Origin of the sequence: Pedobacter hiemivivus, from assembly GCF_004331685.1 — a bacterium.
Taxonomy (GTDB): domain Bacteria; phylum Bacteroidota; class Bacteroidia; order Sphingobacteriales; family Sphingobacteriaceae; genus Pedobacter; species Pedobacter hiemivivus.
Genome location: NZ_SJSM01000032.1, coordinates 41409 through 56850 on the forward strand (window position 1 = coordinate 41409; position 15442 = coordinate 56850).

Consider the following 15442-nt stretch of genomic DNA (forward strand, 5'->3'; position numbering starts at 1 on the left):
AATCCGCATATTCAGCTTTAAGGGCTTGAAATTAAGATAGGTTTGCTAAGCTTCGCCCAACAAACCTATCTTAATTTCCTTTATTATTTTTTAGTTAAATCCTCCAAGTTGTTGGGCTATACTAAAGTGGAACTGTCCTTTATTAGCATCAGGTGATCCTGGAATATTATCAAATCCATAACCCCAATCGATCCCTAACAATCCAAATATCGGTAAAAATATTTTTGCACCAAAACCTGCCGAGCGTCTAACGTTAAACGGATTAAATTCAGAAAACTTATTCCAGGTGTTACCGCCTTCGGCAAAAGCTACTAAAAACGCTGTAGCCTGCTGACTTGCAATTACAGGGTATCTTAACTCCATTACATATTTAGAGAAGATTGGGCTACCTGATTGCTGCGCAATACGAGGATCCGATCCTACTGGTATTACCGAGTTATTGGCATATCCACGCATAGCAATCAATTCTGATCCTTGTAAGAAGTCGAAACCTTGCATACCGTCTCCACCCAATTTAAACCTTTCGAAAGCAGACTCACCAACAGCACTGTTATATGAACCAAGGAAACCAAACTGAGCTTGTGCTTTAATTACAAACTTACCGGCTAACCTTTGGAACCATTGCGATTCGAATTTCCACTTGTGGTACTCTGTGAATTTATAACGTTGCTTATCTGATGCAGTAGCATAGTTCACATTATTCAACAATGAATAAGGCGGTGTTGCCTGAACTGTAAATTTAAAGTACGAACCACTTTGAGGGAAAATAGGGGAATCTCTTGAATCCCTGCTAAGCTCCTGTGTTAAGTTAAAGTTATATGAAGTTCCTGTGCTGAATAAGAATCCACCATAGTTATTCAAAATGTATTGTTGTGCGTTGATCGCGTGGGTTAACTGGAAGTAGTTATCTGGGAAGTTTAATCTTCTTCCTAAACTCACAGTAACACCATTTAAACGAATTTTTGAATACTGGCTGCTCGAAGGATCAATCGTACCATAGTAGCTTTGTCCACCGTTAGACTGCAATGAAGTAAAAGCACTCACTCCAAAGCTGATTGGTTTTTTACCACCTAACCATGGCTCAGAAAATGAGAAACTGTAAGACTGGTAAAACTTACCATTTGTTTGTCCACGTAAACTTAACTTCTGTCCATCTCCTTTTGGTAGCGGCTTATAAGCACTTAAGTTAAATAGGTTCCTTAACGAGAAGTTATTAAATGTTAAGCCTAAAGTACCGATGATGTTACCACCACCAAAACCACCTGAAAGTTCAATCTGGTCAGAAGGTTTCTCTTCTACATGGTACTCAATATCAACCGTTCCATCAGCAGGATTTGGCTTAGGGATTGGGTTTGTTTTCGACTCATCAAAGTTACCCAATTGACCGATCTCACGAACACTACGGATCAATAGATCTTTTGAGAATTTCTCTCCCGGTTTAGTACGGATATCACGTAAAACTACACGGTCATTCGTAATGGTATTTCCAACAACCGTAATTCTGTTATTGGTATACTGAGGTCCTTCATAAATCCTCATTTCCATTTCAACAGTATCACCATAGATCTTTGTTTGAACTGGCTCTACGTTAAAGGTTAAATAACCATCATTCAGGTAAATGCTCGATACATCATCACCGTTAGCACTTCCTCTTAATTTCTTCTCTAATTTCTCTTCACTAAATACCTCACCTTTTTCGATACCCAATGCTCTTTGTAAATAGTCGGTCGTATATTTTGCATTACCTACCCAAGAGATGTTACCGAAATAATATTTAGGTCCTTCAAATAGATCGATGTCGATGCTTACAGCCTTAGGGCTATATTGATAAACGCTGTCTCTAATAATTACAGCATCGCGGTAACCCTTGTCATGCATTTTAGCAATCAGCTTTACCTTATCTTCATCATATTTCTCTTTATTGAACTTTCCTGAACCGAACACTTTGTAAAATGCCTGTTGCTTGGTTTTCTTTAGATACTTACGCAGTTTAGCCGATGAAAAGTCCTTATTTCCAGTAAAGTTGATCTTATGAACTTTAACTTTTCTGCCTTTATCCACCTTTACGAGCAACACAACGCTATTCTCCTGACTAGGGTCTGGCTTAGTTGAATATTCCACATTGGTAAAGAAATATCCTTTTCCCAATAAGAACTTCTTAATGGTAGCGGTGGTACTGCTGTACAAGTTATCATTGATAATTGCCTTACCTGCTTTCTCACCAAGCTTTTCAAGAATATCTGTTTTTTGCGATTTGCTGATTCCTGTAAATTCGAAAGAACCTAAACGCGGACGCTCAACAACTTCAATATCGAAATACACGGTATCTTCAACGATCTTAACAATGTCCAACTGCACATCATCAAATAAGCCTTGGGCCCAAAGATTTTTGATTGCATTTGCTGTTGCCTCACCTGGAAGCACAACTTTCTCTCCTTTAATCAGTTTTGAAAGTGTAATGATTACATCTTTATCCAGGTATTTTGTACCAGTTAAAGTAGTACCGCCAATGATATACTCTTTAGGATTGAAATAATCCAGTTCTAATCCCTTAACTTTTAAAGAAGGTGCTGCAGGATTGGACTGAGGACGGGTAATCTGTGCCATTGTTGGTAAACCAATCAACAACAATAATATAAGTTGGTATATTCTTTTCATTTACAATCTAAAAATCGATGCTAAGTTAATTTAAACACATGTTAAAAAGTGTTAAAAGTAAAATTAGTTAAGTTGTTCACTAATTTTACCGAAGCGGCGTTCGCGCTTTTGGTAGTCTACAATAGCTTCAAAAAGGTCTTCCTGTCTAAAGTCGGGCCACAGCTTATCTGTAAAATACAACTCTGTGTAGGCCATTTGCCACAGCAGAAAATTACTAACCCTGTGTTCACCACTGGTTCTGATCATCAATTCCGGATCGGGCATATTTATGGTAGTCAACTGAGCTGAAAACTGCTCTTCGTTAATGTCTTCAAGATTTAATTTCTCATCTTTTACCAGCTTGGCCAATTTCTTTGCGGCTTCGATAATCTCCCATTTAGCGCTATAGCTCAAAGCCAGCGTTAAAGTGCAACGAGTATTGTTTGCAGTCTTATCCATAGCACTTTTCAAATCATCAATACACTTTTGAGGAAGCGAACTGATATCTCCTATGGCATTTAGTCTGATGTTATTTTTGGTAAGGGTTTCAGTTTCCTGATTGATGGTGGAGATCAGCAATTCCATTAAGGCATTCACCTCTTCTATAGGTCTGTTCCAATTTTCAGTCGAAAAAGCATAAACTGTTAGGTATTTGATACCTATATCAACGCAACCTTCCACGATATCTTTTACGGACAGTACGCCACTTTCATGACCAAAAGCCCTGAATTTACCTTGATTTTTAGCCCATCTACCATTACCGTCCATGATGACGGCGATGTGTTCTGGCAAGCGATTGATATCTATTTGTTCTTTAAATCCCATTTATTATCCGCAAATATGCTTAAAATGTATAACATTTTTGGGACACAAAGGTATAAGATATGCCAATACCTACAAACATATATGTATCTCTTTTTCTAAAATCGCCTCTTTGTACGCCTGGATCACCATATTGAGTGATAGAAGGATCCGAAAGAAACTTACGATCAGCGAAATAGGCATCATTTTCCCAAACATTTGGATTGGGATATCTACCACTTACATCATCCAAATAATCGGTATAAGCGGTCCTATACCCGATCTGCGAAAACAGCCCCCAACGCTCTTTTAAGTGCACTTTAATCCCAACGCCATAGGGTATGCTCATGGCATAAGTTTTATAAGCTTCACTTTGTCCTTCAGTTTGATAATATCTTAACTTGTATTCCTTATCGTTGTATATTGCTTTTGGATTGTAAAATACACCTCCTATACCTGTAAAGATATATGGTGTAAATCTTTTAGTCCCACCGCCAGCAAAGTAATTCAGGAAATTAAAATCAAGTTGCAGACTAAATTCGTTTAATGCCGTTTGGAAATTTAGATTCCGATCTTTAAACTGTTTGTTTTCTGAATCGGCATCATTGCCTCTAATTTTACCATAGTTATAATGAAGACCAACAGCCCAATATGGATCAAGGTTAACTTTCACATACCCTCCGGCAGAGATGCCAGAAATTTTTAAAGGCTGATTTTGATTCAAATCTCCCATATAACCGGCTCCGCCCCCTCCTATTCCTAGTTCAAAAGTTTGGGCATGGCTGCTTAATATTCCGAAAAAAAAGGTAAAAAAACAGACAAGCGGCCGGGTATATTGCATACTAGTAATTACGGGTATCGATGCCCCATAGGAGCTTATTCCTTAACGTTGTCAGGTAGCTTTCATTGTTCAACCTGATCAAATTTACATGAAATTTCGCTTTATTGAGGGTAAGCTTTACCGATCTGTCTACAGTCTCCGTTCTCGAATCGCATGACACCAGGAATTTAGCACTTCTGGCTTCAACCTCAAAGGTTAAAGAAACATCATCAGGCACAATTACCGGCCTTACATTTAAGTTATGCGGTGCTATTGGTGTAATGACAAAGTTCTGTGAACTGGGATAAATGATCGGTCCGCCACAACTTAAGGAATAGGCTGTAGAGCCTGTTGGAGTGGCAATAATTAGTCCATCAGCCCAATAGGAGTTGACAAATTCATTATTCATATAAGCATGAATAATCATCATCGCCGAATTGTCTCTTCGGTGAATAGTGATGTCGTTCAGCGCAAAGTTCTCTTCTCCAAAAAGGTTATAGGTAGAGGCTAAACTGAGTAGCGTTCGTTTATCTAAGGAATACTCTTTATTCTTTAAAGCTTCAATGGCTTTCTTGATTTCATCCTTATTGATACTGGCCAGAAAACCTAACCTACCAAAGTTGATTCCTATCACTGGAATTCCAGAATCCCGAACTAAAGATAGTGTATCCAGCAAGGTCCCATCTCCCCCCAAGCTCACCAAGACATCTGTATGCCCAACAAGTTCGCTATGTTGCGTAAAAGCCGTTATATGCGTTGGTAGTTTAATTTTATCCTTTATAAAATCAAGGTATTTCTTGTAAACAAGAATAGGTGTTTTATACTGATCAAGAACATTAAAAACTTCCTGAACATAAGGTAACACACTATTATTGAATTCCCTACCGTAAATTGCAATCCTCATTTAGCGTCGATTTTCGTTTCTTTATTTTTGAACGGTAATTACACGTTCAGATAATTCATAAATGAATTAAACCTGTCTTCCGTTCCATCATCCGCCTTGGTGCTATTAAATACTGCTTTTACCTGGTAGTTATACCGTTCGAAAGAAGCAATAATACCGGACAATTCCGTTTTATTAATTTTCAATGTTATCTCCAGTTTGGTAGAGTCGGGAAACGACTGCACATAGGAAGATAGAATTTGTGCATTGTCAGCCTCTACAATTTGGGCCATATGGGCTAAAGAGTTGTTTCTATTGCTGATTTCCAATACAATAATACCTCCGGCATCCTTTACTGCAAAAATATCGGCGACATAACCTAAAATGCTATTTACCGCGATCAAACCGAGGTAATTTTTCTTATAATCCAGCACTGGGACTGCTGAAAGATTGAGTTGGGTGAGCAACCTGATGATGTCATAAATGTGTGCATCTTCATACACAAATGGATTTAAAAGGGATAAGGACAGACTACCAATAGGGGAATCTACATCCTTAACCTCAATCAATTCATCTTCGGAAAGTAAACCCAGAAATTGGATTTCATTTACGATTGGCATATGTGAAAGTTTGAACTCAGTCATCCGCTCCAAAGACTTCTGAACAGTGTCAGATGTTTTTAGAGGGGGGATTGAATAGGATATGAGTTCAGATGCCAGCATTATTTAAGTAAAATTCTGTTTAAAAATTTGCTCAGGTATTCGTTAAAAACTTCGGGGCGTTCCATCATTGGAGCGTGTCCACATTTATCAACCCAGTTCAGTTCCGAATTTGGCAAAAGTTCATGAAACTCTTCTGCTACCTCCGGTGGTGTTACTTTATCTTGTTGTCCCCAGATCAAAGAAACAGGGATAGTGATTCTCGAAAGGTCTTTAGACATATTGTGTCTAATCGCTGACTTTGCCAAAGCAAGGATACGAATTACTCTAGATCGATCATTTACGGTCTTATAAACCTCATCAACCAATTCTTTAGTCGCTGTAGCCGGATCATAAAATGTAAATGCTACTTTCTCGCGAATATAATCATAGCTCTCTCTCTTTGGAAAAGAACCTCCAAAAGCGTTTTCGTATAAACCTGAACTACCAGTAAGCACAAGTGCTTTTACACTTTCCTGATGCGCCAGGGTAAATATAAGTCCAACATGACCACCCAATGAATTGCCTATTAAAACAACCTGATTGGTCTTTTTATGTTTCAAAAATTTATTAACGTATTTAGATAAGCTTCTTACACCAAGCGTTAAAATAGGAAGTTCATAAATTGGTAAAATCGGCACCAGGATATGATAGTTTTCTTTGAAATGATCTATTACGGGCTCCCAATTACTCAACTCACCCATTAAACCATGAAGTAATACCAGGGTTTCACCTTTTCCGGCTTCTATATATTTAAACCCACCTTCGTCTATTACTTCGTATTTCATATATATTTTGTGTAATGTATTATTGCTACTAAGTTAGTAGAGTAAAATTAATTTAATGTAATTTAATATATTAATTTATTGAAAAAAAACGCAATCCATTTAATTTGCAGCACAATTTATGCCAATTGCTTTTTTATGAGTTCTGCGATGAGTTTACCATCAGCCTTGCCTGCCAGCTCTTTATTCGCCAATCCCATTACTTTGCCCATATCTTTAACAGAAACAGCTCCCGAATCTTTAATTAGCTTTATAATAATCTGTTCAACTTCTGCCTCATCTAATTGTTTTGGCATAAAAGCACTGATCACTGCAATTTCTTCTTCTTCAACCACACTTAGATCTTCACGGCCCTGTTGCTTGTAAATATCAGCAGATTCCTTTCTTTGTTTAACCAGCTTTTGTAAAAGTTTAATTTCAGCCTCTTCTGTAATTTCTTCGGCAGTTCCTTTTTCAGTTTTAGCCAATAACAAAGCTGCTTTTATAGCTCTTAAACCTCTTAACCTAGCTTGGTCTTTAGCCAACATGGCTTGTTTTATTTCCTGATCTATTGTATTTGATATCATGGTATTTTCGTTTATTTCCTATCTATTATTGTACCTGTTGCCTGCGCTGTTGGCATAATCAACATGTCATTGATATTTACATGGGCCGGCCTGCTCACAACAAACCAAATGGCTTCGGCAATGTCATCGGCGATCAATGGCTCTAAACCATCATACACTTTTTTCGCCCGGCCTTCGTCTCCCTTAAAGCGTACTTTAGAAAACTCGGTTTCTACCATCCCAGGGTGTATTGCAGTCACTTTTATCCCATGAGTTAGCAAATCTATCCGCATACTTTTACTTAAAGCATCAACTGCATGTTTTGTGGCACAATACACGTTGCCATTGGGATAAACTTCCTTTCCGGCTATGGAGCCTATGTTGATGATGTGCCCACTTTTTTCATTGACCATCCAGTTGGATACGATCTTAGTGGAATACAGCAGTCCCTTTATATTGGTGTCGATCATGGTGTCCCAATCGGTGATGCTACCTTTATGGATAGGATCTAAACCCTGACTAAGGCCCGCATTGTTAATCAGCACGTTTACTTTTTTCCATTGTGCAGGCAAGGTTTCTAAATGATAGGACAGGTTTTCGTAATCCCTAATATCTGCGACAATCCTTTTTACTTCTACCGCATACTTATCTTCCAGGTGCTTTCCGATCTCTGTCAATAGCTCTTCTCTTCTGGCTACCAATATTAAGTTATACCCTTGAGCTGCTAATGAATGCGCACATGCTGCTCCTATACCCGATGTTGCTCCTGTAATTAATGCCGTTTTCATGTCAATAAGTTTGTTTCACCCTAGGGCAAAGCTATAATTTTTTTTATTAGCAAAGGCTTGTTTTTGATGTTCTGGGCTACTCAAAAAATAAACTGAAAGTAACATGACGCAACATCAACTTATCTATAGGTGCCGAATACAGACTTGGGTCATTTTTCAAAACACTATTCAAGGAATAAGATAGCTTTATCTCGGGCGACATCTTGAAATATTCAAAATAGAGATCAAACCCAAAGCCGGCTTCATAGGACAAAAAGTTCGTTTTATTCTTCAAAAACTTTTCCATTGGGGGATTAGGTGCATCATTGGTTTTCTTTTTAGAGCCGATATCCATCGAATACTTTGCTCCTCCGATTACATAAGCCCTGAAATTATTCCTTCTGTCTGATTTTAATTTAAAACCCAGTGGGAACTCGATCATCGTAGATTGCACCTTTCTCTCTATTGGCGCTTCCTCTTCTATAAAATCATAATAGGCCAATCGATCGTTAAAGACCAATATTGGCGTAAGTCTTAGATCTGCGTTTTCGCTGATGCGCTTGTTCACTACAAATCCAATTCCGAAACCGGGAGAGGATACAGACGAAATAGACCTTAGCGTTCTCCCCACCGGCATTCCGTCATCAGGATTAATGAACTGTTGTTGCCAGGTGTCCTTTTTTAAGATCTTAAACTCCGAACTCATGTATTGAAAGGTGAAACCAAAATGCAGGTTATCATCATCTACCCCACCACCCCAATTCTGAGCATTGGCTATATTTACAGCCAGGCAGCATAAAAGCAGCAGAAATGATCTAGTTTTATTTAACACCTGTATATATTGCACTTATTCCAAAAGTCAAACGAATATCTTTACTCTTTTTAAAACCTACCTTATCCATTAGTTTGATAAAATCTGCTCCATCTGGAAATGCAGCAACAGATTCTGGCAAATAAGTATAAGCCCGACTATCTTTAGAGAAAACCTTGCCAAAAAAAGGAAGTACCTGTTGTGAATAAAAATTATAGGCTTGTTTTATTGGGAAGCTTCTTGGTTTAGAAAACTCCAAAATCACGATCTTTCCTTCAGGTTTTAACACTCTAAACATATCCGCCAATCCTTTTTCCAGATTTTGATAATTTCTTACTCCAAAAGCTACAGTTATGGCATCGAAATGATTATCCGGAAAGTGTAATCCTTCTGAATCGCCCATTTGAACTGAAAAAATATGCTGAAGGTTACGCTCTGTAATTTTTTTTCTGGCTACATCCAACATTCCTTCGGATATATCTACACCTATTATTTTTTCCGGCTTCAGGATATTGATGGCTTCAAAGGCAAAATCGCCTGTCCCTGTAGCTACATCCAGCATCACCCTTGGTTTTATGGATTTAAGCTCCTTAATCGCCTTTTTTCTCCATAAAATATCAATCCCTAGTGAAAGAAAATGATTTAAAAAATCATAAGTTCCTGATATATTATTAAACATTGTAGCTACCTGTTCTTTTTTTGTAGCCTCTTGAGATTGGTATGGTGTAATGTTTTCGTTCATGGTAAGCAGCAAAGATAAGTATTGTTGAAAACTAATTTTCTACCTTTGTCAAATGATTATAAAATCAGCAACATTTATTTGTAGTAATACAAAGGTATCGGCGCTACCTGTAGCCAATATGCCCGAATATGCATTTATCGGTCGATCTAACGTAGGTAAATCATCATTGATTAACATGTTAGTGAACCAACACGGATTGGCAAAAACATCACAAAGACCTGGTAAAACCCAGCTTATCAACCATTTTCTGATCAATGAGCAATGGTATATCGTCGATTTACCTGGATATGGATACGCCAAAGTATCTAAAAACAGTAGAGAAAATTGGGAAAAGTTTATCCGTAACTACATCACTAAAAGAGAAAGCTTGCAATGTGTATTCGTTTTGATAGACAGCAGATTGGAGCCTCAAAAGATTGATCTTGAGTTTTGCTGCTGGATGGGCGAAATCCAAATCCCCTTTGCACTGATCTTTACAAAGGCAGATAAGCAGTCGACCGTAAAAACAGATAAAAACGTTGCTTCATTTAAAAAAGAGTTAAGCGGATGGTTTGAAGAAATCCCGCCATACTTTGTAACTTCTGCAGAAAAGGGTTTGGGAAGAGATAAAGTTTTAGACTTTATTACGCAGGTAAATCTTGATTTTGCCATGCCAATTTTAACGCCTAACGACGGTTTTTAAATTATTTTTATTCATGAAGAAATATTTTTCTTTGGTATTGTTCGCGCATTCAATTTTTGCGCTGCCTTTCGCAATGATTGGTTTTTTTCTTGGTGTAACCACTACCGAAAATCCTTTTAACTGGCTTAAATTGGCGCTTGTACTATTATGTATGGTATTTGCACGAAATGCAGCCATGGCTTTTAACCGATATCTGGACAGAAATATAGACGCCAAAAATCCACGTACGCAAATGCGGGATATTCCTGCCGGAAAAGTATCTGCGAAGGAAGCGCTGACATTTGTGATCATCAACTGTGTGCTCTTTGTGATCAGTACGGCTTTTATCAATAATCTGTGTTTATACCTTTCACCTATTGCCCTGTTTGTTGTTTTATTTTACAGTTATACCAAAAGATTTACGGCTTTGTGCCACCTTGTCTTAGGCCTGGGACTATCCTTAGCCCCTATTGGTGCTTATATTGCTGTTACTGGCCAATTTAATCTTGTACCTGTACTGTACTCCTTAGCGGTATTGTTTTGGGTAAGTGGTTTTGATATCATCTATGCCTTACAGGACGAAGATTTCGACAAAGGTGAGAAGTTGCATTCCATTCCGGCGGCTTTAGGGATAAAAAATGCTTTAAACCTATCGGTAGGCCTGCATATTTTATCTGCAACATGCGTGATATTACCAGCATTCTTTACTACTTTTAGCTGGATATATTACATTGGGGTAGCCTTTTTTTGTTTCATGTTGACTTATCAGCATTTGCTGGTTAAGCCGAATGACATTAGTAAAGTAAATAGAGCATTTGCTACGACTAATGGCTTTGCCTCGGTTGTTTTTGCTGTTTGCTTTTTACTGGATGCCTTTTTAAGAACTCATTATAACTTTTAGATCCCATGATCAACCTTACCATACCAAAGAAAATACGTACTTATATTCCTCAAGACCTTCAAATTGAATGGGAGAACCTGGAGCCTATTTTAAACGAACTGTTGTCGCGCCCGATTAACAATGTAAATGAATTGGAACAATGGCTTAAGGATAAAAATGAGCTTGAAGCTGCTTTAGAGGAAGATTTTGCCTGGCGGTATATAAGAATGAGCTGTGATACCGCAAATGAAGAACTGGTTAAGAACTTCCAATACTTTGCGATGGAGATTGAACCTAAAATTTCTCCGATTGCCAATCAACTGAATCAAAAGTTTAATGACAGCCCATTTATTGATGAGCTGGATCAGGATGAATTCTTCGTTTATATCCGTGCCATCAGAAAGGCTTTGGAAATATACAGGGAAGAAAACGTTGACTTGCTCACTAAGTTACAGGTTGCACAACAAAAATATCAGGCTACTACGGGAGCCATGAGTGTAACTATTAATGGTGAAGAATATACCCTGGAGCAAGCTGCAAACTTTATTAAAGATACGGACAGACAGGTAAGACAACAGGCTTGGGAGACGATACAACAACGTCGCCTGGTTGACAAAGATGATTTAAACCTATTGTTTGATGAATTGATTGTGATGCGTCATCAGGTAGCTTTAAATGCAAATTTTGAGAACTACCGGGATTATATGTTTCAGGCCTTGGGTAGGTTTGATTATACCCCTCAGGATTGTTACCTTTTTCACGAGGCGATAGAAAAGAAGATTGTTCCGATTCTTAAAGAACAAGCCGAAAAAAGAGCTGAATTGTTGGGCCTTGAAGTGCTTAAGCCTTGGGACATGGATGTGAGTACTACCGGAAAAGCAGCCTTAAAACCATTTAAAAATGGCACCGAATTAATCGACAAGAGTATTGAGTGTTTCAATGCGATTGATCCAAAGCTGGGCCAGATGTTATCCATTATGAAGGCCAATAACCTTTTTGATGTGGAGAGCAGAAAAGGCAAAGCACCGGGTGGCTACAATTACCCATTGGCAGAAACAGGTGCTCCATTTATTTTTATGAATTCGGCCAATTCGCTTAGGGATTTAACCACAATGGTACATGAAGGTGGGCACGCTATCCATACTTTCCTTACCGCAAACCTGGAGCTCAATGACTTTAAGCATTGTCCATCTGAAGTCGCTGAGTTGGCTTCGATGAGCATGGAATTGATCTCTATGGACAATTGGAATATCTATTTCGACAATGAGGAAGATTTGATCAGGGCGAAAAAAGAGCAATTGATTGACGTGCTAAAAACACTTCCATGGGTTGCTGTGATTGATCAGTTTCAACATTGGATCTATACCAATCCTGGCCACAATCCTGCGGATCGCGAAGAAGCTTTTAAACAAATATACAACCGCTTTGGTGCTGGCTTTACCAACTGGGATGGCCTTGAAAAAGAATTTGGCAATGTTTGGCAAAAGCAACTTCATCTTTATGAAGTTCCATTCTATTACATAGAATACGCCATTGCACAACTGGGTGCGATTGCCATCTGGAAGAATTATAAAGAAAATCCGCATAAGGCACTACACCAATATTTGGAAGCGCTTTCTTTAGGATATACCAAACCTATTAATGAAATTTACGAGACTGCTGGCATTAAGTTCGACTTCAGTCCGGAGTACATCGAGCAGTTGGCATCATTTGTTAAAGACGAATTACACAAATTAGGATAATTTATGCTCGAAAAACTGTTCCGCAAAAAGTCTATTGACAAAATATTAGCCGATGCCGAAAAGGGATATGGTGACCATGGGAGTTCCCTACATAAAACCCTTGGTGTTAGAGACCTAACTGCTTTTGGTATTGCTGCGATTATAGGAGCAGGTATTTTTAGTACAATTGGTAAAGCAAGTGCGGACGGTGGTCCGGCTGTAATTTTTCTATTTATTTTTACAGCTATTGCCTGTAGTTTCGCTGCTTTTGCTTATGCGGAGTTTGCTTCGATGGTACCGGTTTCGGGAAGTGCGTATACGTATTCGTATGTTGCATTTGGTGAACTGGTTGCCTGGATCATTGGTTGGTCGCTCATTATGGAATATGCAATCGGAAACATCACCGTGGCCATTTCCTGGTCCGATTATTTTACGGGACTCCTCTCCTCCATCAAAATTCCTGCTTTAAACATTAACGGGATTAACTTGCCGGATTGGATGACGATGGACTACCTTACGGCTTACAATGGGCATCAGCATGCAGATGCGCTTATCAATGCTGGTAAAACCTATGAGAATCTCGATAATGCTACCCGAATAGCCCACAATGCCTGGATTACAGCTCCAAAGATTGGCAGTTTCCATCTTGTTGCGGATTTACCTGCCTTAGCCATCATTATATTCATCACCTGGTTGGTTTATCGCGGGATGAAAGAATCCAGAAATGCGAGTAATGCCATGGTTATCGTAAAATTAGCGGTGATTTTACTGGTGCTTGCGGTGGGTGTATTTTATGTGGATACCAAGAACTGGGATCCTTTTGCACCGAATGGAGTATCTGGGGTATTGAAAGGTGTTTCTGCAGTATTCTTTGCCTATATAGGTTTTGATGCCATATCCACCACTGCTGAGGAGTGTAAAAATCCACAACGTGATTTGCCTCGTGGCATGATGTGGGCAATTATTATATGTACCGTATTGTACGTCGCCATTGCATTGGTGCTTACCGGTATGGTCAACTACAGTTTACTTGCTGTTGGTGATCCTCTGGCCTTTGTTTTCGATCAGATAGATATGAAAGTCATGAGTGGCATTATTGCCGTGAGTGCGGTCTTTGCTATGGCCAGTGTATTGCTGGTGTTTCAAATGGGACAGCCCAGAATATGGATGAGCATGAGTCGTGATGGTTTGTTGCCCAAATCCTTTTCTAAGATCCACCCTAAGTATAAAACGCCTTCTTTTGCGACTATAGTAGTCGGCTTTGTGGTTGCGGTTCCTTCTTTGTTTATGAATCTGACTATCGTAACGGATTTATGTTCTATAGGAACCTTATTTGCATTTGTGCTGGTTTGTGCTGGCGTATTGGTTTTACAAAACAAACCGGATATTAAAAGAGGGAAATTCAAAATACCCTATGCCAATGCCAAGTATTTCATCCCTGTTTTGTTTGGCGGTATGTTGGTTATGGGTTTTACTTTATATAAAAAGGAAGCTACAGCTTTTATCTGGAATACACCAGCGATAAATAGTCCGATAAAGATCATTACTTCGTTAAACGATGCGGAGCGTGCAGTGATCAAGCAAGAGATCACCGCCGAACAAGCGAAGGTTACTCCTGTTGAAAACAGTGTTGACGCTGAAGCTTACTTCAATAGTCTAACAGAGCAACAGTACCAGGATTTTATTGACAAATCGGCTATCGACAGCACCAAAAAGTATGAAACTGGCTGGAACCTATTTAAACATAAAATCCCGATGTGGATCTTTTTCTTCCTGAGCATCGCCATCACCTATTTCTGCATTACAAAAAACCTAAGTCTTATACCAGTTTTAGGATTACTAAGCTGTTTATACATGATGTGTGAGCTGGGCATCTCTAACTGGATTGGTTTTGGCATTTGGCTACTTGTCGGCTTAGTCGTTTACTTTTTGTACGGATATAAGCACAGCAAACTTAATGTAGAAAAAATTCCACAATAGAAAATATTCTTTAGATTTATTATAATATATTAATAAAATACACTACATTAGAGTGGTAATCACCTATGGGTTACTAAATGCTCTCTTTTCCCCACTTCGGGGAAAGCGGATTGAGCACATTGATTTGCCTTCCTAATTATCCCTATAGTTGTTTGGTCGGACGACCAACAATAAAGGCTCCTCCCCGGAGCCTTATTTGTTTAACTAAACCACATAGAGACACTGATAAAAAAAACATACACTTTTTTAGTCTATACAAGAAGAATTCTGCCTTTTTAACATTGAACAAAGCCTACACTCTGGTCGGTGTCGATTCCTTCGGGAAGTCTTGCTCAGGGCTAGGATCGAATAAGGAGTAACATAGGAATATCAAAGGACTTTCGTAGGACAAATAGTCCTATGAAAGTCCTTTTGTCTTATCCGTATATAGCTATACAGGTTGTTGAATTAATTTTGAATTGACTATACATGCAAATTTGTAATTCCTGATTCGGTTATACAAGTTGAATTTTGCTCTGATTTATATTTTTTTGGTTTCCATCTTTTTTTCAGTTCACCATGTTTAAGATGCGCTTGTTCCGGGGTCAGATAATCACAACTGGCATGCGGCCTTATCTGATTATAGGTTTGTATATTGTCCCTGATCTTTCTTGTCGTTTCCCTTAAGCCAGTTTGGGCTCCATACAGGTCAAACTCTGCTTTTAAGATCCC

At 38.6% G+C, this 15442-nt stretch carries 15 protein-coding genes; 4 read left to right on the forward strand and 11 right to left on the reverse strand.

The annotated features are described in order from the left end of the window. Window positions 1–90: 90 nt before the first annotated feature. The 10 genes from EZ444_RS25230 to ubiE all read right to left on the reverse strand — a co-directional run bounded on the left by EZ444_RS25230 (window position 91) and on the right by ubiE (window position 9489). Window positions 91–2658 (reverse strand): BamA/OMP85 family outer membrane protein, encoded by a 2568-nt coding sequence (locus EZ444_RS25230; RefSeq protein ID WP_165503724.1) that lies wholly within the window; start codon window positions 2656–2658, stop codon window positions 91–93. A gap of 63 nt (window positions 2659–2721) precedes the next feature. Next, window positions 2722–3462: an isoprenyl transferase gene (locus EZ444_RS25235; RefSeq protein WP_131612609.1), complete on the reverse strand. Its 741-nt coding sequence runs from the start codon at window positions 3460–3462 to the stop codon at window positions 2722–2724. Window positions 3463–3481: 19 nt separating this feature from the next. Continuing rightward, complete coding sequence (gene porG / locus EZ444_RS25240) at window positions 3482–4279, reverse strand: type IX secretion system protein PorG (protein WP_131612611.1); 798 nt, start codon at window positions 4277–4279, stop codon at window positions 3482–3484. Window position 4280: 1 nt separating this feature from the next. Next, entirely contained in the window at window positions 4281–5162 is an 882-nt protein-coding gene (locus tag EZ444_RS25245; RefSeq protein ID WP_131612613.1) for an NAD kinase, read from the reverse strand. Between the two features lie 38 nt (window positions 5163–5200). Next, a complete protein-coding gene (locus EZ444_RS25250; RefSeq protein ID WP_131612615.1) occupies window positions 5201–5863 on the reverse strand; it encodes a CBS domain-containing protein in 663 nt (220 codons plus the stop codon). After that, window positions 5863–6627, reverse strand: a complete 765-nt coding sequence (locus EZ444_RS25255) for an alpha/beta fold hydrolase (RefSeq protein ID WP_131612617.1) — start codon at window positions 6625–6627, stop codon at window positions 5863–5865. The genes EZ444_RS25250 and EZ444_RS25255 overlap by 1 nt, the downstream gene beginning before the upstream one ends. A 116-nt stretch (window positions 6628–6743) precedes the next feature. Continuing rightward, window positions 6744–7190, reverse strand: coding sequence for a GatB/YqeY domain-containing protein (locus tag EZ444_RS25260; RefSeq protein WP_131612619.1), 447 nt, complete (start codon window positions 7188–7190; stop codon window positions 6744–6746). An 11-nt stretch (window positions 7191–7201) separates the two neighbouring features. Continuing rightward, window positions 7202–7957, reverse strand: a complete 756-nt coding sequence (locus EZ444_RS25265; RefSeq protein ID WP_131612621.1) for an SDR family NAD(P)-dependent oxidoreductase — start codon at window positions 7955–7957, stop codon at window positions 7202–7204. A gap of 76 nt (window positions 7958–8033) precedes the next feature. Continuing rightward, entirely contained in the window at window positions 8034–8768 is a 735-nt protein-coding gene (porT, locus tag EZ444_RS25270) for a type IX secretion/gliding motility protein PorT/SprT (RefSeq protein ID WP_131612623.1), read from the reverse strand. Beyond that, the gene (gene ubiE, locus EZ444_RS25275; RefSeq protein WP_131612625.1) at window positions 8758–9489 is read right to left on the reverse strand and encodes a bifunctional demethylmenaquinone methyltransferase/2-methoxy-6-polyprenyl-1,4-benzoquinol methylase UbiE; all 732 of its coding nucleotides are present in this window, start codon (window positions 9487–9489) and stop codon (window positions 8758–8760) included. Before ubiE ends, porT begins: the two co-directional genes overlap by 11 nt. Window positions 9490–9541: 52 nt before the next feature. Between ubiE and yihA the strand changes: the two genes are divergently transcribed. The 4 genes from yihA to EZ444_RS25295 are packed head-to-tail and all read left to right on the forward strand — an operon-like array spanning window position 9542 to window position 14731. Then, window positions 9542–10171 carry a ribosome biogenesis GTP-binding protein YihA/YsxC gene (yihA, locus tag EZ444_RS25280; protein WP_131612627.1) on the forward strand — a complete coding sequence of 210 codons (630 nt, stop codon included), beginning with the start codon at window positions 9542–9544 and terminating at the stop codon, window positions 10169–10171. Between the two features lie 13 nt (window positions 10172–10184). Continuing rightward, a complete protein-coding gene (locus EZ444_RS25285; RefSeq protein WP_131612629.1) occupies window positions 10185–11051 on the forward strand; it encodes a UbiA-like polyprenyltransferase in 867 nt (288 codons plus the stop codon). Between the two features lie 5 nt (window positions 11052–11056). After that, on the forward strand, window positions 11057–12772 hold the full coding sequence (locus EZ444_RS25290; RefSeq protein ID WP_131612631.1) for a M3 family oligoendopeptidase: 1716 nt from the start codon (window positions 11057–11059) through the stop codon (window positions 12770–12772). Window positions 12773–12775: 3 nt separating this feature from the next. Beyond that, window positions 12776–14731 (forward strand): amino acid permease, encoded by a 1956-nt coding sequence (locus EZ444_RS25295; RefSeq protein ID WP_131612633.1) that lies wholly within the window; start codon window positions 12776–12778, stop codon window positions 14729–14731. A gap of 462 nt (window positions 14732–15193) precedes the next feature. On the opposite strand, the gene EZ444_RS27505 is transcribed toward EZ444_RS25295, so the two are convergent. Continuing rightward, window positions 15194–15442, reverse strand: a 249-nt coding sequence (locus tag EZ444_RS27505; RefSeq protein ID WP_394365958.1) for an integrase core domain-containing protein, incomplete at its 5' end; no start/stop codon positions are given.